21 protein-coding genes are annotated in these 20,620 nt (G+C 45.1%); 16 read left to right on the top strand and 5 right to left on the bottom strand.

The window, feature by feature from the left end; translation table 11 throughout:
- Positions 1-8: 8 nt before the first annotated feature.
- Both MKX59_RS16845 and MKX59_RS16840 read right to left on the bottom strand, forming a co-directional pair.
- Positions 9-338, bottom strand: coding sequence for a hypothetical protein (locus MKX59_RS16845; protein ID WP_340858623.1), 330 nt, complete (start codon positions 336-338; stop codon positions 9-11).
- Between the two features lie 142 nt (positions 339-480).
- The gene (locus MKX59_RS16840; protein WP_007430161.1) at positions 481-801 is read right to left on the bottom strand and encodes a winged helix-turn-helix transcriptional regulator; all 321 of its coding nucleotides are present in this window, start codon (positions 799-801) and stop codon (positions 481-483) included.
- Positions 802-1,091: 290 nt separating this feature from the next.
- On the opposite strand from MKX59_RS16840, the gene zwf reads away from it, so the two are divergent.
- The 9 genes from zwf (at position 1,092) to MKX59_RS16795 (ending at position 9,243) form a co-directional block, all read left to right on the top strand.
- The gene (gene zwf, locus MKX59_RS16835; protein WP_023988303.1) at positions 1,092-2,594 is read left to right on the top strand and encodes a glucose-6-phosphate dehydrogenase; all 1,503 of its coding nucleotides are present in this window, start codon (positions 1,092-1,094) and stop codon (positions 2,592-2,594) included.
- Between the two features lie 54 nt (positions 2,595-2,648).
- A complete protein-coding gene (gnd, locus tag MKX59_RS16830) occupies positions 2,649-3,542 on the top strand; it encodes a phosphogluconate dehydrogenase (NAD(+)-dependent, decarboxylating) (protein ID WP_053325295.1) in 894 nt (297 codons plus the stop codon).
- A gap of 156 nt (positions 3,543-3,698) precedes the next feature.
- On the top strand, positions 3,699-4,373 hold the full coding sequence (locus tag MKX59_RS16825) for an SOS response-associated peptidase (protein ID WP_023988305.1): 675 nt from the start codon (positions 3,699-3,701) through the stop codon (positions 4,371-4,373).
- 20 nt (positions 4,374-4,393) lie between these two features.
- The gene (locus MKX59_RS16820) at positions 4,394-4,519 is read left to right on the top strand and encodes a hypothetical protein (RefSeq protein WP_023988306.1); all 126 of its coding nucleotides are present in this window, start codon (positions 4,394-4,396) and stop codon (positions 4,517-4,519) included.
- A 234-nt stretch (positions 4,520-4,753) separates the two neighbouring features.
- Positions 4,754-5,962: an MFS transporter gene (locus tag MKX59_RS16815; protein ID WP_209941840.1), complete on the top strand. Its 1,209-nt coding sequence runs from the start codon at positions 4,754-4,756 to the stop codon at positions 5,960-5,962.
- Between the two features lie 55 nt (positions 5,963-6,017).
- Complete coding sequence (locus tag MKX59_RS16810) at positions 6,018-6,464, top strand: OsmC family protein (protein ID WP_013310026.1); 447 nt, start codon at positions 6,018-6,020, stop codon at positions 6,462-6,464.
- Positions 6,465-6,533: 69 nt separating this feature from the next.
- On the top strand, positions 6,534-7,619 hold the full coding sequence (locus MKX59_RS16805) for a lactonase family protein (protein ID WP_025723669.1): 1,086 nt from the start codon (positions 6,534-6,536) through the stop codon (positions 7,617-7,619).
- 785 nt (positions 7,620-8,404) lie between these two features.
- The gene (locus MKX59_RS16800; protein WP_023988309.1) at positions 8,405-8,560 is read left to right on the top strand and encodes a hypothetical protein; all 156 of its coding nucleotides are present in this window, start codon (positions 8,405-8,407) and stop codon (positions 8,558-8,560) included.
- A 173-nt stretch (positions 8,561-8,733) separates the two neighbouring features.
- Positions 8,734-9,243 carry a hypothetical protein gene (locus tag MKX59_RS16795; RefSeq protein ID WP_023988310.1) on the top strand — a complete coding sequence of 170 codons (510 nt, stop codon included), beginning with the start codon at positions 8,734-8,736 and terminating at the stop codon, positions 9,241-9,243.
- 145 nt (positions 9,244-9,388) lie between these two features.
- On the opposite strand, the gene MKX59_RS16790 is transcribed toward MKX59_RS16795, so the two are convergent.
- Complete coding sequence (locus tag MKX59_RS16790) at positions 9,389-10,015, bottom strand: FMN-dependent NADH-azoreductase (protein ID WP_025723667.1); 627 nt, start codon at positions 10,013-10,015, stop codon at positions 9,389-9,391.
- 240 nt (positions 10,016-10,255) lie between these two features.
- On the opposite strand from MKX59_RS16790, the gene murI reads away from it, so the two are divergent.
- From murI to MKX59_RS16760, 6 genes are all read left to right on the top strand, one after another.
- Positions 10,256-11,110, top strand: a complete 855-nt coding sequence (gene murI, locus MKX59_RS16785) for a glutamate racemase (protein WP_340858618.1) — start codon at positions 10,256-10,258, stop codon at positions 11,108-11,110.
- A gap of 92 nt (positions 11,111-11,202) precedes the next feature.
- Positions 11,203-12,051, top strand: coding sequence for an aminoglycoside phosphotransferase family protein (locus MKX59_RS16780; RefSeq protein WP_340858617.1), 849 nt, complete (start codon positions 11,203-11,205; stop codon positions 12,049-12,051).
- A 14-nt stretch (positions 12,052-12,065) separates the two neighbouring features.
- Positions 12,066-12,488, top strand: a complete 423-nt coding sequence (fosB, locus tag MKX59_RS16775; RefSeq protein ID WP_028542404.1) for a metallothiol transferase FosB — start codon at positions 12,066-12,068, stop codon at positions 12,486-12,488.
- 71 nt (positions 12,489-12,559) lie between these two features.
- Entirely contained in the window at positions 12,560-13,954 is a 1,395-nt protein-coding gene (locus MKX59_RS16770) for an MATE family efflux transporter (RefSeq protein WP_076264210.1), read from the top strand.
- A gap of 194 nt (positions 13,955-14,148) precedes the next feature.
- Positions 14,149-15,129, top strand: a complete 981-nt coding sequence (locus tag MKX59_RS16765) for a S8 family peptidase (protein ID WP_028542402.1) — start codon at positions 14,149-14,151, stop codon at positions 15,127-15,129.
- A gap of 154 nt (positions 15,130-15,283) precedes the next feature.
- Positions 15,284-15,769 carry a tetratricopeptide repeat protein gene (locus MKX59_RS16760; protein ID WP_061830331.1) on the top strand — a complete coding sequence of 162 codons (486 nt, stop codon included), beginning with the start codon at positions 15,284-15,286 and terminating at the stop codon, positions 15,767-15,769.
- A gap of 156 nt (positions 15,770-15,925) precedes the next feature.
- Here MKX59_RS16760 and budA read toward each other — a convergent pair whose 3' ends face one another.
- Both budA and alsS read right to left on the bottom strand, forming a co-directional pair.
- A complete protein-coding gene (gene budA / locus MKX59_RS16755; RefSeq protein ID WP_025722973.1) occupies positions 15,926-16,672 on the bottom strand; it encodes an acetolactate decarboxylase in 747 nt (248 codons plus the stop codon).
- Between the two features lie 162 nt (positions 16,673-16,834).
- Positions 16,835-18,538 (bottom strand): acetolactate synthase AlsS, encoded by a 1,704-nt coding sequence (gene alsS, locus MKX59_RS16750; RefSeq protein WP_172828313.1) that lies wholly within the window; start codon positions 18,536-18,538, stop codon positions 16,835-16,837.
- A gap of 518 nt (positions 18,539-19,056) precedes the next feature.
- Between alsS and uxaC the strand changes: the two genes are divergently transcribed.
- Positions 19,057-20,481, top strand: a complete 1,425-nt coding sequence (uxaC, locus tag MKX59_RS16745; protein ID WP_071558825.1) for a glucuronate isomerase — start codon at positions 19,057-19,059, stop codon at positions 20,479-20,481.
- Positions 20,482-20,620: the final 139 nt, after the last annotated feature.

Here is a 20,620-nt window from a genome sequence, read left to right as displayed (position 1 = left end):
GCTGCGGTTTAGAACGGTGGGTGTGTACTCGTTGGGAGTTGAAGTTCGAAGCGTTTTAATTGATCGCTCATGCCGTACTTACGTAAAATTTCCGTCTGTTTGTTGCCGATAAGATCAAAATGCGGATAGGGCTGACGCTGATGAATATATTGGGGGTTCAATCCGTTATGGTTGCACCATAAGCGCAGCTTGTCCAAATCAGAACATCCCACCTTGGTGACGGTTGTAATGCCTGGAAAGCGATCATCCAGCCAGTAATGTGTCAGGAAAGCAATTTCACCACGACTGACCTTTCTTTTCCAGGCCATAAGCTCCTGCCGGGTAATGCCAAATGCCATCGTTCTCATCCTTCCTTGGCTCATTCTGAAATCATGAGCTGCTGCGCGGTTGTTCCATTATTTTCGTACTATAGTTTGTATCATGATCCACATGGGGTAACACAATAACAGGAGACCCTGTGTGACGACCTCCTGTTAGCGGTTAAAGCCATCTCTCGGCCCAGCTCTCCACACCATTTAATGCATCACCTAGCTCTTTACCCTTGCGTGTCAGCGAATACTCAGTACGCACAGGCCGCTCTGTGATGACATTGCGAAGGATCAGGCCGGAAAGCTCTAGTTCCTTGATGCGTTCGTTCAGCATGCGTTTACTAAGGTCAGGTATGGAGACGTGAATTTCACTAAATCGTTTGGGATGTTCCATCAAAGTATGAATGATGAGAGCGGTCCATTTTTTGCTGATGATCTGAAAGGACTGTTCCACCTTACCGCACAAAAGCTTAGGCTGCCTGTCGTCGCTCATCTGAATCCCCTCAATTTCATTGTTGTTTTAAACAGTATACTAAAAGTAACTCTGTATACCAATAGTAACTATAAAGCTTTGTATCAACTGTGACATATTTAACAGTTTTTTCTCTTTCCTTTCGTCAATCATACCACAGAAAACGTTATCATTACAGGATATATCGAATGTTCACGATTTCGCTAAAATTTGATTGACTTGCCCCTTATTTTGGGTGTATTATGGGTTACGTTAATTCCTCAGGTAACTTTTAATAACCTCATCTTTATAATGGGAAGAAGGAATATTTCATGGATTCAATGACATTTGTCTTATTTGGAGCGACAGGGGATTTGGCGAAACGCAAAATTTACCCTGCCTTGTATAATTTGTTTGTAGAAGGTAAAATTCCGGCTTCCTTTTCTGTAATTGGGATGGGGCGTCGTGAAGTGGCGGACGAGCAATTTCAAAGTAATGTAGAGCAATCCATTAAGGATTTTTCCAGACACGTGAATGAAGACCGTGCACAGATGGATCAGTTCTTAAGTGCTTTCCGTTACAGCGCATTGAACGTCAACCACCCGGAAGATTATAAAAAGCTGCTGCAGCTTGCTGAGCAACGTGAAAATGACTTGGGAATTCCGGGGAACCGCATGTTTTACTTATCGGTGGCACCGGAATTTTTTGATGTGATTGCCCTCAATATTCGGGAGAGTGGTTTAGCTGAAACAAAGGGTTGGAAACGGCTCATTATCGAAAAACCATTTGGACATGATCTGGAATCAGCACGTGAGCTGAATGATCGCCTGAGCAGAACCTTTGCTGAGGATGAGATTTATCGTATTGACCATTACTTAGGTAAGCCCATGGTACAAAACCTGGAAGCCTTAAAATTTGCTAATCCATTGCTTCAAGGGATATGGAACAATCAATACATCGCCAATGTGCAAATTACCGCATCCGAGACTGTAGGGGTGGAGGAGCGAGCGGGATACTACGATCACTCCGGCGCTATTCGTGATATGGTACAAAATCACATGCTACAGGTGTTGATGATGACGGCTATGAACAAGCCGGGACATGTCACGGCTGATCAGGTGCGTGACGAAAAAAGCAAGGTGATGGACGCGCTTCGTGCGCTTGATCCTTCCGATATTGCTTCCAACGTGGTTAGAGGCCAATATACCAACGGTGAGATCAACGGAAAAGCAGTTCCTTCCTATAATGAAGAGCCGGACATCGGTCCTGATTCACAAAATGATACTTTCATTTCAGCTCGCCTATGGATTGACAACGAACAATGGTCGGGTGTACCTTTCTATATTCGTACTGGCAAACGCATGAAAGAAAAATCTACTCGTATCGTTGTGGAATTCAAAAAGGACAGCACAGATCCTTATGCCGCTCAAGGGCAACCGACTGACCCGAACTTGCTGATCATCCATGTTAACCCGGATGAAAAGGTAACGCTGCGTCTGAATAGCAGAGACCCGTTAAACGCTGGTCAACTGGAAACGGTTCTGATGAATTATCATTCCGAGGCCAAGGATGTACCAGAAGCCTATGAGCGCCTCATCTTTGATGCGTTGCGCGGCGATTCCACCTTTTTTGCTCATTGGAACGAAGTTGAGCTTTCATGGGTGTGGGTTCAACCTGTACTGGAAGCTTTTGCTCGTGGTGAGGTTCCACTTCATACGTATGCAGCAGGCTCTTACGGTCCAGAAGCTTCAGATCAATTGTTGGAAGAGCAAGGCTTTACATGGTGGCTGGACGAAAAGTCCGAAAGCACTGAAAAAGCAGTCGTTCGTTCTTAACATCAATAAGAAAGTATATACAAAATATGTTTGCTACGGCAGGAGGCCTTTACAATGCAAGTAGGATTAATTGGTTTGGGAAAAATGGGCTTAAATCTCGGGAAAAATTTGATCGATCATAAGCATGAACTTGTGGCTTACGACGTCAATGCAGCCGCCATCCAAGAAATGAAGGATTATGGAGCTACAGGTGCTTCCACATTGGAAGAGCTTGTACAGGCAACTCAATCCCCTAGAGTATTGTGGATTATGGTTCCTCACCAAATTGTGGATTCTGTGCTGGATCAGCTTCAACCGATGTTGTCCAAAGGAGACATCATTATTGAAGGTGGTAATTCTCATTACAAAGAGTCTATTGCTCGCCATGCCCGTCTTCAAGAATATGGTATCAGCTTCATGGATGCTGGAACCTCAGGCGGGATGGAAGGCGCACGCAATGGCGCTTGTTACATGATCGGTGGCGATCCGGAAGCTTGGGCGGTTGTTGAGCCTATTTTCCGCGACACAGCAGTGGAAAACGGATATCTGTATGCAGGTAAATCCGGAAGCGGACATTTTCTGAAAATGGTTCATAACGGTGTGGAATACGGCATGATGGCTTCCATCGGTGAAGGATTTGAAGTGCTGGAAAAAAGCAGCTTTGACTTTGATTATGAACAAGTAGCGCGTGTGTGGAACAACGGTTCTGTTATTCGCTCTTGGTTGATGGGCTTGACTGAACGGGCATTCTCCAAAGATGCAAACCTGGACGAAATCCGTGGGGTTATGCACTCTTCTGGTGAAGGAAAATGGACGGTTGAGGAAGCGCTGGACATTCAGGCTGCAACTCCAGTCATTGCTTTGTCCCTGCTGATGCGCTACCGTTCTCTTGATGCGGACACGTTCAACGGGAAAGTGGTTGCTGCGCTGCGCAATGAATTTGGCGGTCACGCGGTAGAAAAGAAGTAATAACAATATAAGCTAGTATCTATCCCCGTAGCTTCACAACTGCGGGGATATTGCTATATGTTTTGTCGTTTATTGGATGTTTGCAAAACCTGCATATGCATATTTTTCCTTGTATATCCGCACAATAGGTGAAAAAGGCGGAAGGATGAATAGCATATGTGCAAAAGGTTTTCGTTATCGGCTGATTTGGATGAGGTTAGGGATCATTTTGGTATACAACGGGTGATGTATTATTACAAAACACGCTATAACATGAGCCCCACCCAGCATGTTCCAATTGTGCTGCATCAGGATGGAGAACGAGTACTTGATGAATTTCGCTGGGGATTTATTCCCTACTGGGGCAAGGATTGTGTCAATGCAGACTTGAATACGGTTCGGGTAAATCCGAGTTATCGCAAGATGGCGGAAACCCGACGTTGTATCATTCCATGCAATGGATTTTACTATTGGCGCAAATTGGGTAAACGCATGTGTGCTGTACGGGTGGTACTGCCGGAACAGAAGATGTTTGCGGTCGCGGGGCTATATGAAGTATGGCAGGATAGTCGTAAGGAGCCTTTACGCACCTGTACGATGATGACAGTTCATGCCAATACGGATATACGTGAATTCGATACCCGTATGCCGGCTATTTTGGAAGCTGATCATATAGATTCATGGTTGGACCCGTCTGTCCAGAACATAGATGAGCTGTTGCCTCTACTGCGCACGTATGAGCAAGGAGACATGAGTATCTATCCAGTGACCCCACTGGTGGCCAATGATGAACATGATAACCGTGAATGTATTCAGGAAATGGATTTGCAGTGGTCCTGGATTAAACCTTAAACGTATGGAGATTTTCATCCATGATTGATCATAAGCTTCCCGCCACCTGCATAGGTATGTATTGGGGAACAAGCGTCATGATCCGGGGAGAGGGGAAACGGCCGAAGGAGTATCTCATATGGGATGGAGGCGATTGGAATGAGTAACGATACACTCATCCAGCTGCTAGTGCTCATGGTGACGATCATCGGTCTGGTCCAAAACCGGTAAGTGGCAGGTTCCAGAAGGCGGGAGAATTGCCGTAGGCAATCTTCCGTTTTTTTCTGTGTTAAAAAGCTCGCAGATTAAGGAAGCTTACGGTACAATAGATGCTAGACTACAGGTGACAAGACACCTGAATATACGTCTACATACGATATATTTTTAAGGGAGAGCGAATCATGAGTGAATTAACTTCATTACCACCAGCCAAAAAAAGAAAATTGCTGTTTAGCGCAGGGCTCAGCTGGTTGTTTGATGCTATGGATGTGGGGCTGCTTTCATTTATAGTCGCAGCGTTGGCAAAGGAGTGGCATCTGGGATCTGAGCAAATTGGACTGCTGACTGCAATGAATTCGATAGGAATGGTGTTCGGAGCCGCTTTGGCGGGGATTTTGGCGGATCGTTACGGCAGACGCGCCATATTAGTGTGGACATTGTTGATCTTTTCTATTGCCAGCGGCTTATCAGCTTTGGCGACAGGACTCGGAATGCTGCTGGTGCTGCGTTTTATTGCTGGTGCAGGCTTGGGCGGGGAATTGCCTGTTGCTTCGACGCTGGTGTCAGAATCAGTGCCTGTAAAAGAACGAGGAAGAGCGGTTGTCCTGCTGGAAAGCTTCTGGGCGGCAGGCTGGATCCTTTCGGCTCTTATTGCTTATTTTGTTATTCCGAAGTATGGTTGGCAAATGGCATTTATTCTCGGCGCAGTACCTGCGCTGTACGCTCTTTATCTGCGCAGAGCTATTGATGATTCACCGCGTTACAAGCAGCAAAGCGTTAAACTTCCGCTGCGTGCACGATTGGCTTCGATTTGGTCGGGACCCCATCGCAAGTCTACGCTGATGCTGTGGATTTTATGGTTCACAGTTGTATTTTCATACTACGGCATGTTCCTGTGGCTACCGAGCATTATGTTTATGAAAGGTTTCGAACTGGTTAAAAGCTTTGAATATGTACTGATCATGACGCTTGCGCAACTACCAGGTTACTTTACCGCCGCCTATCTAATTGAAAAGCTGGGGCGCAAATTCGTACTGATCATCTACTTGCTGCTCACAGCAGTGTCCGCCATTTGGTTCGGCACCTCGGAAACGGCGGGAATGCTGCTAGCTGCTGGTATCTGCTTGTCCTTTTTTAATCTCGGTGCTTGGGGAGCCATGTACGCTTATACTCCGGAATTGTACCCGACAGCGGTCCGTTCTACCGGTGTGGGTATGGCGGCTGCGTTTGGCCGTATTGGAGGCGTTATCGGGCCTTTTGCGGTCGGTATACTCGTAGGACAAGGCGTAGCGTTACCATCTATCTTTGTGATTTTCTTCGTAGCTATCTTGATCGGAGCAGTGGCTGTATGGTTGCTGGGTACGGAAACCAAAAACCAGGAGATTGACTAACCTTTACATTCACCTGTGTAAAGATTCATAATATAAGAGAGAGGAGTGACCTGAAATGGAGCATACCTTTCTGCTCAAGGCAGACTGGAACGGGGGGCGCAACAGCGACGGCCGTATTGAGGCTGGACAGTTGCGGACTGCAATTTCGATCCCGGCTGAGATGGGAGGCCCTGGTGTGGGCACCAATCCAGATGAAATGCTGCTCGGTGCCGCCGCTACCTGCTATTTGATTACGTTGGCGGCTATGATGGAGCGCGCGAGTCTCCCGGTGGCATCACTGGCGCTGGAATCCGAAGGGATTGTCGATGTAACGAACAATATTTTTACATATCGCCGAATTGTGCATCGTCCGCAGGTTCAATTGGCCGCCGATGCGACAGAATCGCAGATCGAACAAGCATTGCGACTGGCAGAGCAGGCAGAAACCTCATGCATGATCTCGCGTGCCGTAGCGGGAAATGTGGCGTTGTCCACAGAGCCCGTGGTGGAGCGCGCCTCTTAAAGCGATATTTGTAACAGGAGCAATCATTCCAATTGCCCATCATTTTTTTAATCCAAGGAGGACACAACCATGACAGCACAACAAAAATTGCTCGTATTCGCAGGCTCTTACGCCGAATTGGAAGGTAACGGAGTTTATTCGTACACTTTTAATGAACAGACAGGAGCACTTACACTACAGGATGAGTTCTCCGGCTTGAAAAATCCTACATTCCTGAATGTGGACGTCAAAAATCGGAAGCTGTATTCCATTGGAGAGACGACTTCTGCTGCAGGAGCGAAAGTAGGCGAAGCCTCTGCTTTCGAAATTGACCCAGTTAAAGGAACATTTACATTGCTGAATCGTGCGGAAAACGTGGGTGCAACAACTTGCCACATTCAGCGTGATCCATCTGATCGTTACCTTATTGTAGTCAGCTACCACGGAGGTATGGTGGGACTGGTATCTCTGACCGAGGACGGACGTATCGGTGAGTTGCTGGATGTTAAACAGCATGAGGGCAAAGGAGCGCATCCTGAACGTCAGGATCGTCCACATCCACATTCCAGTTTCTTTAGTCCGGATGGCCGCTTCCTGTTCGTACAAGATCTCGGTCTGGATCTGATCCGCGTTTACACCATTGATGACAGCAAAGGACAACTGGTGCTTCATGGTGAAACGAAAACCCATGCAGGTGCAGGTCCACGTCATTTGACGTTCCACCCGAATGGTAAATTTGCTTTTGTCATTAACGAAGTGGATTCTTCCATTACTTCTTTTGCATACGATGCAGAGGCTGGCAAGCTCACTGAGCTTGAGAGCGTACCGACATTGCCGTCTGACTTTACAGGTGAAAACACAACTGCTGAAATTGCGATTTCGGGGGATGGAGCTTATCTGTACGGTTCCAACCGTGGGCATGACAGCATTGTGGTATACGCTGTAGATGGAGCAACTGGCAAGTTGAGCTTGGTCGAGCATGTATCTGCCGAAGGAGAGCATCCACGCCATTTTGCTTTGACTCCAAATGGTGACCATATGCTCGTGGCCAACCGCGACACCAACAACATTGTTACGTTCAAAGTGGACAAGGCAAGTGGACGCTTGACCTACACTGGGCAACAAGTAACCGTGTCCAAGCCAGTATGCGTACAGCCTTTTTACTTTTCTGTGTAAAAGGAGCGCTACATTTATATCATGCGGAGTGGTTAAGTGATAGTGATGCGGATAATGGTCGCTACGAGGACGGATCATTCTTCCGGTCGCTGTTGCCCCCGGATTTCTCGATTGTATGTTCAAGGGTAGAAATCCGGGGACAAAGGCGAACGCTCCGCTTCTTCAGAACAATTCCGTCCTCTCCGCTGCTTTAGTGCTTTTGGCGACCATTTTTTTATGCAGAAACAATAAATGAATACGTATATGTTGATGGTACTGATAGATTAACCAAGCATAGAAAATTTTTTAGTGAAAACGGCTCGTAGGATAACCTACAGCCGTTTTTATTTTAGGGCTTAGTCATTTCAAAAGAAGTCACTACCTACAAAAATAATATAAAATTTTATGGTTACAAATAAGATACGAATAATCTCGGCAGGAAAAGGGTACATATGTTATAAGCGGGACAAGAATCTCTCAATCCGATAATGCAAATCTAGGACAAGCATTGTGAGTTCCATATAAGGGTTAGAGGCTTAAAATAAAAGTATTATATTTGGCCTAAGTATTAGTTTAGGTCGTTGGCTTTTTTAGAGGCAAACTCATGAAAAATGAGCAATGGCAAGGATAAACTGAGTAACGAAGCGGGCAGATGGATTCGGAGAAGCGATAGCGTTCGCCTTTGGAACTTGATTTTAACCATTAAAATATATTCAAAAAATCAAGCTCCAACAGCGATCGGAGAAACCATCTGATCGCGAAGTGGGCCTCACAGACCGATAAGAGTATATAAAGGAGGAAACGAAATGAAAATTATCATTACGCAAAAGGAAGCCGTCGACAAAGGAATATGGACAGAGATCATGGGGATGTTTGCTGTGACCAAAGAGGACGAAGTATGGCAAAATGAAGAGTTTATTCTCACCGAAGAACAGGCACGTCAGGTCGGATTATTAAGATAGCAAAGACAAATAGGACATGTTATCAAGTTTTAAGACCAAGTCTTAAAAAATCGTAACTTCTTTTTTATGTATCTGATACACTTTTTAACCGTGCAACGTTTATGATAAGTACACAAGGGTAATGAAGCTTACAGACACCGTGTACATACCCAAACGGCAAGGAGAGATCAGACATGATGAAACTAGCTTCGAAATGGACCGTATTGGCTTTAATGATGATGCTGATTACGACGGCAGGGGCAACAGCGCAAGGCTACACGCCTGTAGCAGCTGCTGAAAATCAGGAGACCGTATATATAAACCAAATGGAGATTCGTGACGGACAAATTTATTTGTCGGCAGACCCGATTGAATGGTATGAAGGCGCGGCAGCTGACAAAGCATTTGTGGAGCATGAAGGAAATACAGGATTGGATGGAGCTCCGGATGGCTACTACATCGTAAACAATTCCGTGCAAAATGACGTGTATCAGGTTGCACCAGATGCTTCAGTAGAGGTGCAGATTTATGATCACACGGGTAACATAGAAGATACAGACGTGCAATGGAACGAATCGATTCCTCTGGCACAGTTTGAGAAAGATTTTGCTAAAAAGGACGTTCTGGACCTCAGTCAATTTCCATACCATATTACGCTTCGTGAGGGTAAAGTTATAAAAATCGTGCAGCAATTCATTCCTTAAAATAGAAGTAATCTCATTTCACAAACACGTGCTTTCACTTGATTATAGATCAGGGGAGCACGTGTTTTTTTATACTTTATAACAAAAAAAGAGGATATCCAGCCCATATAGGGCGCGGATATCCTCTTCTCTTCATAATATATGATTAGAACGATTTTGCTGTGTCTACTGCACGTTGTACAGCAGAAGCAACGATTTCTTGTGCTTGATCTGGAGATTGATTATGTCCTTCCAGAACAACTTTCACGATGTCTTTCACTCCGAAGAAGGATAAGATGTTGTTCATGAAGTTCAAAGACATTTCAGCTGCAGCAGCTGGTCCTTCGGAATAAACGCCGCCTCTTGCATTCAGCAGGGCTACTTTAGTTTCAGTTACGAGACCAACAGGACCTTCAGCAGTGTATTTGAATGTTTTACCAGCTTGGTTCAGATAGTCAATGTACGTATGCAGTACAGCTGGAATCGTCATGTTCCAGAGCGGGAAAGCAAATACGACTTTGTCTGCTGCCAGGAATTGATCCAGGTAGCCATTAGCAATGTTTGCCAGGCGAGCTTCTTCTGCGTTCAGCTCCATGCCTCTAGCGGATTTGAACGTGCCGTTGATCATGTTAGCGTTCAAATAAGGAAGCTCGACGGAGAACAGGTCCAGCTCAGTGATTTCATCAGTTGGGTGGGAAGACTTGTAGCTTTCTACGAAGGCGTTATACAATTTAACTGTTGCAGATTCTTCAGCTGTACGATCATTAGCTTTGACAAATAATACTTTAGACATGATTTATTTCCCCCTAAGTAAGTTGAATAAGTAAGTTAAGTTAGTAAGTTACCAAGTAATATTACAATATAAAGATAATATCTGTCAACACTTTTATATTAAATTTACTTTGAAAAGCTACTTTATTTTTTACACTAAAAATTTTACGTGTTTCTTTTGCAAAATATCAGTTTTGCGGTAAAATTTAAATGTAAAGTTTAATGAAGAGAATGGTTTGAGTAGGCGAAGAAGAAAATGAACATGGTGCCAGCAAGATATAGCACAATAGTTGAACGAAAAAAGGTGAGTAGCTTGAAGATAGGTTTTTTTGATTCAGGATTGGGTGGAATTACAGTATTGTCCGAGGCACTAAGACGTTTGCCAAACGAAAATTTTGTATACATGGCGGATACCCTTCATGTGCCTTACGGGACGAAAACTCCCCAAGAGGTGCTTGGTTATGTCAAGGCTTCAGTACAAACGATTCTAAAAGAAGATGTTAAGGCATTGGTAATTGCCTGCAATACGGCTACAAGTATCGCGGTTGCGGAGCTAAGGAAAGAATATCCTATTCCGATTATTGGTATGGAGCCAGCAGTGAAGCCAGCGGTCGAGATGAACCGATCCAATGGTAAAAGAGTTCTGGTGTTAGCCACACCATTGACCTTGAAACAATCCTGTTATGCAGCGCTGGTATCCAGAGTTGACGATCATGGGAGCGTGGACTCACTACCTCTGCCGGAGTTAGTACAGTATTGCGAACAGTTGAATTTTGACCGGGCAGAAATGTCCGAATATTTTAACCGGGAGCTGTCTTCGTTCAATCTCGACATATATGGTACGGTGGTATTGGGGTGTACTCATTATCCTTTTTATAAGGAGATTCTAAGGGAACTACTGCCTTCTCATATTCAGTTAATTGACGGGAGCCAGGGAACAGTTAGATGGTTGAAACAGGTGTTGTCTGAGCGTAATTTGCTGGAGCCTTCGCCAAAATCCGGTCCATCGCAGGAGGGACATATTACATTTCTATGTTCTAGTCAGGATGAGGCCTATGTGCATAAGATGGAGCGGGCGCTTGAAATCTATGCGGAGCATGAAAAGATTTATTTTTAAAAGAAGAGCGGCTGGCGAATGTGTTGGATCTTAATGAAATATCCAAATCGCCAGCCGCATTGTCGATCAGACGCATGGAGGGAGGGCGTAAGATGGATGTTCAACTGATCCTGAATGAGCTTCACGAAACGGGCGTGCTTGAAAGCCATATGCGAAATCTCAAACCGCTGACCGGCGGAACTTCGAGCAAAGTGGTTGTTGTCATGGACGGAACTAAGCCGCGATACGTGATTAAGCAAAATGATCCCGCTGTCGTAGAAGCCGAGGCAGAATTCTTACATACCTATGTACAGGTTGAGAAACTATCGCGTTTGGTTTATGTAGATCCGTTGCACCGTTATTTGGTGTACACGTTTAGGTCAGGGCTCACACAGTATCATGGACCAAACAAAAGCGATTTGTTACTTCGTCTGGCGACGGAGGTGATCTCGCACTATAAGCCTTTTGGTGAGGAACGTCATTATGGTTATCCGGACCACCCGTTTGTGGAATGGAGAGATTTTCTGCTGCACAGAACGAAGGAATCTGAAAAGATCATACAAGACGTTTTACCCCCAGAGGATCATCGGTTCGTCCATACCCTTGTGGCCGGATCGCCGCAACGGAATATTAAATATTTGCTTCATGGTGACTGTGGAGTACATAATTTTGTGTTTGCCGAAAATGGTACGTTGACAGGCATTATTGATCCTGACCCAGTCGTGGGAGAGCCTCTGTATGATTTGATATACGCCTTTTGTTCTTCACCCGATAGGCTGATCGTCGATACTATTTTGCCTGCTTTAGAGAAGCTTGGGCCGGAGATGGCAGGGGAATACGAGCTGAACAGGGAAGTGTTACTGGGATTATACTTTCGTATAGCTACCTGCATTCGCCATCATCCTAAAGACCTAAATACATATACAGAAGCGTGGCCTTATTGGCTGAACAGGGTTCGCTGAAAGGAACAGGGAATATGAGCATACAAGGATGGAATCATATTTGCTTTTCGGTGTCTGATTTGGAGAAGTCTATACATTTCTATCAGAATATACTAGATGGAAAACTGCTCGTTAAAGGACGTAAGTTGGCTTACCTGGACTGCTTGGGAATGTGGCTGGCCCTCAATGTGGAGGAGGATATCCCAAGAAATGAAATTCATCAATCCTATACGCATATTGCATTTTCGGTAGCGGAAGCGGATTTTGAGAGCATGCTTAACAAGCTGAGAACTTTTAATGTCACCATTTTGCCCGGAAGAGAGCGGAATGAACAGGACAAAAGGTCGGTCTATTTTACAGATCCAGACGGACATAAGTTTGAATTCCACACAGGACAATTGCAGGACCGCTTGAACTATTATAGAAACGATAAAAAGCATATGACTTTTTATGATTGAGTAAGTGTTATCGATATTGACGTGTAGGTATTAAGTAATAATTGGGTCGCATTTAGGAGGAATACGGAAGGATGTCACTGTCTCAGGAAAACGGTTCCAAGCAAGCACAAGCCGTTAAAACGATGACGGTTTTTGCCATCACTTGGCCGATCTTTATAGAGATGTTGTTTCACATTTTGATGGGTAGCGTGGATACGTTCATGCTAAGCCATGTTTCTGATGAGGTTGTATCGGCTGTAGGTGTATCAAGACAGTTGATTGAATTTACGATTATACTTTTCAATCTGCTTGGTCTTGGTGTAGGTGTGATCATTGCTCAGCTATTGGGGGCGCAAAAGCATGTGGATGCAAGCCGTGTTACGGCTTCGGCACTAACCTTTAATCTGGTGTTTGGTCTGGCGCTGAGTTTGATGTTTATTGTGAGCCGGGATTTTTTACTATCCTTTTATCATATTACCCCGACGATTAAGGGAAATGCAGAAATCTATATGATGCTGGCAGGGGGTTCGCTGTTTCTGGAAGCGCTCATGCTAACCGCAGGTCCGGTTATTCGCTCGCATGGTTTTACTAAAGATACGATGATCGTGGGCATTGGTATGAATATATTGCATATCGTGGGGAATGCGTTGCTCATTTATGGCTGGTTTGGTCTGCCGCAGATGGGAGTGGCGGGAGCAGCGATTTCAACAGTTATTAGCCGTGCTGTAGCGTGTGTCTGGATTTTTCTACTGCTGTACAAGCGTGTAAGTGCGCCGATTCGCATCCGGTATTATGTACAGCTTCAATGGAGTAAGCTGGTATCCATCCTGAAGATTGGTATTCCTGCCGGGCTGGAATGGTTGTCTTATCAGCTTAGCCAAATGATGGTGACCCGGTTTGTCAGCTTTATGGGTACAACGGCGATCGCAACCCATTTTTATACGAATACAATTGTGTACTTTTTTATGGTATTTGGAATGGCTGTAGGTGAGGGGACAGAAATTATTGTTGCCCGCCTAATTGGAGCAGGAGACAAGGAAAAGGCCTATCATCAACTTTTACGGAGCCTGAAATGGTCTTTGGTCATTACGATTGCTGTGATCGTGGTAGTATCCTTTTTCCGATATGAAGTGATGGCGATCTTTACAGATGAGCCGGCGATCATTCAATTAGGGGCAGCAATTTTGCTCTTCTGTATATTGCTGGAGCCGGGCCGAGTGTTTAATCATGTTGTCATTAACTCCTTGCGAGCGGCGGGAGATGTTCAGTTCCCGTTGATGATGGCCATTATTTCAATGTGGGGGATTAAAATCCCGCTAGCATATGTGCTGGGCATTCATATGGGATATGGTGTGCTGGGAGTGTGGATTGCACATGCCTGCGATGAGTGGGTACGAGGCATTTTCCACTATTTACGCTGGAAGGGGCGGAAATGGCAGCACAAATCGCTGTTATCTAAGGCTGAACTTCAGGCGGAATCAGCCTAAGGCTGAAAGAGATTCTACAACAGACATTCTTCAAGCGAATTGGAGGATGTCTGTTTTTTTTACAAAAATAAGCAAAATGGGGATGTTCAAACTTTTCAAAAATTGCTAGAATATAGTAACCTCGAATGTAGTAGAGGTTTTCAAAGTTTCAAAGACGGATGGTTTCCGATTGAATCCATGAAGGAGGGAATAAGATGGAACGTAAAGTGCATATCATTCCTTACCAAGTGATCAAGCAGGAGCAACAAGTGAATGAAATACCGCGAGGTGTAGAGCTGATTCAGGCTCCTGCGGTATGGAACCAGACTCGAGGCCGAGGCGTGAAGGTGGCGGTGCTGGACACGGGCTGTGATTCGGACCATCCTGATTTGAAGGCGCGCATTATTGGCGGCCGGAATTTCACGGATGATGATCAAGGTGATCCGGAAATTTTCAAGGATTACAACGGTCATGGTACGCATGTGGCAGGAACCATTGCGGCAGCAGAAAATGCGGATGGTGTCGTGGGTGTTGCTCCAGAGGCAGACCTACTCATCATCAAAGTGCTAAACAAGCAGGGCTCCGGTCAATATGACTGGATTATTCAAGGCATCTATTATGCGATTGAGCAAAAGGCAGATATCATATCGATGTCACTTGGCGGTCCTGAGGATGTGCCAGAGCTTCATGAAGCAGTAAAAAAGGCTGTAGCTAGCCAAATCTTAGTCATCTGTGCAGCTGGAAATGAGGGAGATGGTGACGACAGAACGGACGAGCTTGGCTACCCCGGCTGTTATAATGAAGTGATTAGCGTAGGTGCTATCAATTTTGACAGGCACACCTCAGAATTTAGTAATTCTAATAATGAGGTGGATTTGGTTGCACCGGGAGAAGATATTTTGTCCACCGTTCCGGGCGGCAAATATGCGACCTTTAGCGGAACTTCGATGGCTACTCCACACGTAGCAGGTGCATTGGCGTTGATTAAGCAGCTGGCGAATGCGAGCTTTGAGCGTGATCTCACCGAACCGGAATTATACGCACAACTCATCAAACGCACGATTCCACTGGGCAATTCTCCTAAGCTGGAGGGCAACGGTCTACTGTACTTGACGGCAGTGGAGGAGCTTTCTCGTATTTTCGACGCGCAGCGTGTAGCGGGAATACTAACTGTAGGATCATTGAAGGTTAAATAAACCGTAACTTCAATTCGGAAATATAGCGGCTCTCCTAAAGGGAGGGTCGTTTTTTTGGATTTCAAATCTTAGGAAAAACTCCATTTACATTGCATTCAAATGTCGGGTAACATATACCTCAAAGATAGGCATGAGTCAGAAGTGGAGGATGAATATGAACGATATCATGGCGCAAGCTGACGAGCTTAGACGAACAGGGCAAGCAGAGAAAGCACGTAAGCTTCTTTTAAAGGCATTAGAACAGCAGCAAAATGATGCAGAATTGTGGTATCAGACAGCTTGGACACATGATTCATTGGGCTTAGAGAGGGAAGCGGTTGCCTATTATGAAAAAAGCCTAGGTATGGCGTTATCCGCAGAATCAAGGAAAGGAGCCATCCTGGGATTAAGCAGTACATATCGTGTATTGGGAGATTACGCCAAGGCGAAAGCGTGGTTGGACACAGGAATGAACGAATTTCCGGATTACAGACCGTTTCGGGTATTTTACGCGATGGTGTTATACAATCTGGGGGAATACGGGAAAGCCATGCAGGAGCTGCTAATGGAGGTGGCTGAGACGACCTCGGATTTATCTACACAGGAGTACTCACGTGCTATTCAATATTATGCAGATAAACTGGATCAGATCGAGGCATAGGTGAACCGGAGTGAGAGCATAAGCAGTAACGTATATATATGCTCGTACATAAAAAGATCACAGTCAGAGAGCAGTAATTCTCTTCCCTGACTGTGATCTTTTACTGTTTATTGTTTAGCTATAGGGTCCGTAACTTGATGAGTTAAATAACTGTGATTACTGCGCACCTTCAGTAACGGCAATTTCTTTCTCCAGGTTTTCTCTGGACAGGTTGGCCTTCAAGTAATCCGGCGTATCGGGCAGGACCAGGTGCAGATTGGATTTTTGACAAATGCGGATGGTACACTTTTCGACGATAAAATCAAAGACATGCCCGCCTCCGGTGCGTTCATCGTTAATAAAATGCAGATGAAATCCGGCTACCCCAATACCTTGAGCATAGGCAGGTGTCCAAAAACCTGTAATCACGCCGGAAGCCTCATTAAAAGTGAAGGTAGGCTGTGATTTGGTCGCTTCGATAAAAGGTTTGTATGGTTTAACTTGGTGAGGCACGGTCCGTGTCTTTACTTCATGAAAAGTGCCATCCATACGGAAGGCATAGAACAGATTACGGCTTGGAAACAACGTTAACAGCAGAGCTTCCAGCTCTTCACGATGCATAGGGCGGTCAATAGTATATGTGAAATCTTCCTGGAAAAAGGTGACAGTGGAAAAAGGTGTAGTTTCTTCCGGTTTTACGCGATGGGCCGTACCGTCTGGAAGCAAGTGATAAAATTCACCATCGAACGCGATCATCTCGCCATTCAGTTGATCAAAGGTACCAATTCCGAAATCCCCGTGCTTTTGCAACTCCTCAAAGGCAACAACTCCGTCATAAAGACCATCTAATAGAGCAAGCATAGTGGATGTTTGGTAAATATCATGATCAGCTTCTTGCTTGGTTTCCAATTGCGCAACGGTCATGGCAATACACTTCCTTTTATAATTGTATGCATTTATTTTCTTTCTTTTTCAATAATAAACGTAAAATTTCAGTAAATAACATGAATAACTCAAAAAAATCATTAAAAAAACGTTATACTCCATAATTGTCATAAAGCCGTCACGACTGAGGCATGGTTAAGGTTAGTTTAATTGGTTAGGCAGCAGTTTACGTCCCAACTGGATGTTATCCTGATAATCAATCGGAATATCGACGACCACAGGACCATCGGTATGAAGTGCCTGCTGCAATACACTTTCTAGTTCTTCAGGAGAGTGCACGCGTAATCCAGTGGCGCCGAAGCTTTCAGCATATTTCACTACATCAACATCTCCAAATTTTACACCAGACGTTCTTCCGTATTTAATCTGTTGTTGAAAAGCGACCATGTCATAGGAACCATCTCTCCATACGATATGCACCAACGGTGAGTTAAGACGTACGGCGGTTTCGAGCTCCATGGATGAAAAAAGAAATCCTCCGTCTCCAGAAATAGAAACGACTTTGTGACCGGGATTGACGAGCGTGGCAGCAATCCCCCAAGGCAGCGCTACGCCTAGCGTCTGCATTCCGTTGCTGAATAGAAGGCGCCGCGGTTCATACGAACGGAAATATCGTGCCATCCAAATATAGTGTGAACCGACATCACAGGTGACTGTGACGTTATCATCAATCAGGCTGCGCAGTGTACGAATAAATTGCAATGGATGAATCAGAAAATCATGCTTGTGTGCGGGAACAGCCGCTTGCTCGTTTAGATCATGGCGCAGACGATTCAATTGGTCGCAGGAGGATTTAGGTAGCTTTAAGGTAGGTAATTCTTCTGCAAGGCTACCCACAATCAGGGCTATATTTCCGATTAGCTCGTAGTCCGGTTGATAATCATGATCAATATCGGCTTGATGGTCATCCAGATGAATGAGTGTTCGGTTTGCCGGAATGTTCCAGTTTTTTGGATCGTATTCGATAGGATCATAGCCAATCGTCAGTACCAAATCTGCGGCTCCAAGAAGCATATCACCCGGTTGATTGTGGAACAGACCCACTCTTCCAAAATAGTGGTCTTCTAGTTCACGGGAGATGGCTCCAGCGGCCTGGAAGGTTTCGACAACAGGCAGATCTGTATCTCGGATGAGAGCACGGATAGCTGCGGTGGCTTCAGGCGTGCTGGCTTTCATGCCGAGAAGAAGTACGGGCAGCTTGGCTTTTTTGATTTGCTCTGCGACTTGTTTGATGAGTCCGGCGGGTGCGGTTCCGAGTTGGGGAAGAGAAACCTTCTCAATGACTGTTACTTCAGATGACGAAGTCAACACGTCCTGCGGCAGGCTGACGAATGTGGCTCCAGGCTGGGCTGAGGTCGCAATTCGAAATGCATTAGCAATTGCTTCCGGTACATTATCAGGATGTTCTACTTCTACACTGTATTTGGTGATGGGTTCGAATAGTCCGGCGTTATCCATAGATTGGTGCGTGCGTTTCAAGCGTTCGGATCTTGGGACTGCACCCGCAATGGCGACGACAGGATCACTTTCTGCATTAGCGGTGACAAGTCCTGTCGCCAAGTTAGATGCGCCTGGACCTGAGGTAACAATGCATACGCCCGGTTTACCGGTTAATCGACCGACTGCCGCTGCCATAAAGGCGGCATTTTGTTCATGACGACATACGATCAATTCGGGCCCCCGATCTTGAAGAACATCAAAAACAGAATCGATCTTGGCACCTGGAATGCCAAAAATATGGGTAACCCCTTGCTTGATCAAGCAATCGACAACAAGGTCGGCTCCTTTTGTATCGGATATAGTTTTAGTTTGAACAGCTTGCACTTTTGTACTCAATGCTACCACCTCTTCTTCTTCTCTGTGAAATAACTAATGAAATACTTTTAATGTAAATCAATGGATGTATATTGCAATTATAATACAATAACTGGTATTTTCAAGAAAGAAATTTTCAGAAAAAAAGAGAAAAATATATAAAACGTTTTCAAAGTTTGATCTATCACGGAAAATTAAAATTGTGGAATTTTCTTGTGGTGTCGGTCATCGAGAAGGTATAGAACAGATATGTCCCAAATGGAGGCAGATCATTTTTATCCGCTCACATGATAAAAATCACTTTCCTCTACAAAGGATAGCGGTTACAATGTAATTGTTGTTAACGTAAACATTAAATTTAAGGTGAAGAAAACCAGTATGACATGATGTACAGGTATCATATTATAGTTGTATTGTCCTGTACAAATCATATGGATTTCCCACTGCTATGGGGAATGTAATTGTTAAAAGGCAAGTAGTATCTCGAACTTTTTTGTTAACGTTAACAATTTATTAGGAAACACGATTATAGAAGGGATGAGAGAGTAATGACTAAAGCGTTTTTAGACGAAAACTTTTTGTTGAGCAATCCAACGGCTGAAATCTTGTACCATCAGTACGCCAAGGATATGCCGATTATCGACTATCATTGTCATTTAAGTCCACAAGAAATTTATGAAAATAAAGCGTTCAAGAATATTACGGAAGCCTGGTTGTACGGAGATCATTACAAGTGGAGACTTATGCGGGCCAATGGGGTTGAGGAACGCCTGATTACGGGGGATGGTGAAGATTATGACAAGTTTTTGGCTTGGGCCAAAACCGTACCTACACTAATCGGCAATCCGCTGTACCATTGGACGCATTTGGAGCTTCAACGCTTTTTTGGTGTCTATGAGCTGCTGAATGAACAGAACGCACCAGTGATCTGGGAAAAGGTAAACCAAAAGCTGCAGGGAAAGGGCTTTGGCGCACGTGATCTGATTGTGAACTCGAAGGTAACTGTGGTGTGCACCACGGATGATCCGACAGACCATCTCGAATACCACAAACAAATCAGCAAGCTGACCGATTTCCCAGTGGCAGTGCTGCCAAGCTTCCGCCCCGACAAAGCTTTGGAAATTAATCGTGAAACTTTCCAGCCTTGGGTGGCTCGGTTGGGTGAAGTCAGCGGACTGGATGTTTCTGGCTTGGAAGGATTTTTGAATGCGTTGGCGAGCCGGGTGCGTCATTTCCATGCTGCCGGAGGCCGGGTATCTGATCATGCGCTGGATACTGTAGTCTATGAAGAAACGACACTTGAGGAAGCGGTAGCCATATTCAGCAAGGCGCTGGAGGAAGGCCATGTGACTCCTTTAGAGGAGGCGAAATATAAATCGTACGTTCTGGTTTTCCTTGGCAAACAGTATGCAGAACATGGCTGGGCTATGCAATACCACATTCACGCGCTGCGTAACAACAACACGGCTATGTTCCGTCATTTGGGACCGGATACAGGCTACGATGCCGTAAATGATGGCTCCATCGCTCGTCCATTGGCGGCATTGCTGGACGCACAGGAGCTGGCAGGAGGATTACCAAGAACCATTTTGTATTCGCTTAATTCGGTTGATTATCCAGTACTGGCAAGTCTCGCGGGCTGCTTCCAATCCGGTGGAACTGTAGGGAAAATCCAGTTTGGCACGGCATGGTGGTATAACGACCATATCGAAGGCATGCAGGAGCAGATGAAGTTGCTGGCTAACTACGGGGTGCTGTCCCGCTTTATTGGTATGCTGACGGATTCCCGCAGCTTCCTCTCCTACACACGCCATGAATATTTCCGCCGTATACTCTGTGACTTAATTGGGACGTGGGTTCAGGAGGGTAAGGCGCCTGAGGATCTGGAACTGCTCGGAGCAATGGTACAAAACATTTGCTACAATAACGCTGAGCAATATTTTAATTTCCCAACGGTTGTTCATAGTAAGTGAAGCTACCGCCTAAGGTGAGAACTCACTAACTTTATAAAAAATTGCTCTTGCCAGGAGCTTGTTTCAAACTCCCGGTAAGAGTAATTGAAAACAAAATAGTTATCAACTGAGGATTTTGCAAAAATCCCATAAGCGACTT

The organism is Paenibacillus sp. FSL R7-0340, assembly GCF_038002205.1.
In the GTDB taxonomy this organism is placed as follows: domain Bacteria; phylum Bacillota; class Bacilli; order Paenibacillales; family Paenibacillaceae; genus Paenibacillus; species Paenibacillus polymyxa_B.
The sequence above is the reverse complement of the archived record's forward strand: the minus strand, read 5'-3'. Positions and strand labels throughout refer to the sequence as shown.

Coding starts and splice junctions, on each gene's coding strand:
- MKX59_RS16845 (WP_340858623.1), bottom strand. CDS start 338: ATGGCATTTGGCATTACCCGGCAGGAGCTTATGGCCTGGAAAAGAAAG.
- MKX59_RS16840 (WP_007430161.1), bottom strand. CDS start 801: ATGAGCGACGACAGGCAGCCTAAGCTTTTGTGCGGTAAGGTGGAACAG.
- zwf (WP_023988303.1), top strand. CDS start 1,092: ATGGATTCAATGACATTTGTCTTATTTGGAGCGACAGGGGATTTGGCG.
- gnd (WP_053325295.1), top strand. CDS start 2,649: ATGCAAGTAGGATTAATTGGTTTGGGAAAAATGGGCTTAAATCTCGGG.
- MKX59_RS16825 (WP_023988305.1), top strand. CDS start 3,699: ATGTGCAAAAGGTTTTCGTTATCGGCTGATTTGGATGAGGTTAGGGAT.
- MKX59_RS16820 (WP_023988306.1), top strand. CDS start 4,394: ATGATTGATCATAAGCTTCCCGCCACCTGCATAGGTATGTATTGGGGA.
- MKX59_RS16815 (WP_209941840.1), top strand. CDS start 4,754: ATGAGTGAATTAACTTCATTACCACCAGCCAAAAAAAGAAAATTGCTG.
- MKX59_RS16810 (WP_013310026.1), top strand. CDS start 6,018: ATGGAGCATACCTTTCTGCTCAAGGCAGACTGGAACGGGGGGCGCAAC.
- MKX59_RS16805 (WP_025723669.1), top strand. CDS start 6,534: ATGACAGCACAACAAAAATTGCTCGTATTCGCAGGCTCTTACGCCGAA.
- MKX59_RS16800 (WP_023988309.1), top strand. CDS start 8,405: ATGAAAATTATCATTACGCAAAAGGAAGCCGTCGACAAAGGAATATGG.
- MKX59_RS16795 (WP_023988310.1), top strand. CDS start 8,734: ATGATGAAACTAGCTTCGAAATGGACCGTATTGGCTTTAATGATGATG.
- MKX59_RS16790 (WP_025723667.1), bottom strand. CDS start 10,015: ATGTCTAAAGTATTATTTGTCAAAGCTAATGATCGTACAGCTGAAGAA.
- murI (WP_340858618.1), top strand. CDS start 10,256: ATGGTGCCAGCAAGATATAGCACAATAGTTGAACGAAAAAAGGTGAGT.
- MKX59_RS16780 (WP_340858617.1), top strand. CDS start 11,203: ATGGATGTTCAACTGATCCTGAATGAGCTTCACGAAACGGGCGTGCTT.
- fosB (WP_028542404.1), top strand. CDS start 12,066: ATGAGCATACAAGGATGGAATCATATTTGCTTTTCGGTGTCTGATTTG.
- MKX59_RS16770 (WP_076264210.1), top strand. CDS start 12,560: ATGTCACTGTCTCAGGAAAACGGTTCCAAGCAAGCACAAGCCGTTAAA.
- MKX59_RS16765 (WP_028542402.1), top strand. CDS start 14,149: ATGGAACGTAAAGTGCATATCATTCCTTACCAAGTGATCAAGCAGGAG.
- MKX59_RS16760 (WP_061830331.1), top strand. CDS start 15,284: ATGAACGATATCATGGCGCAAGCTGACGAGCTTAGACGAACAGGGCAA.
- budA (WP_025722973.1), bottom strand. CDS start 16,672: ATGACCGTTGCGCAATTGGAAACCAAGCAAGAAGCTGATCATGATATT.
- uxaC (WP_071558825.1), top strand. CDS start 19,057: ATGACTAAAGCGTTTTTAGACGAAAACTTTTTGTTGAGCAATCCAACG.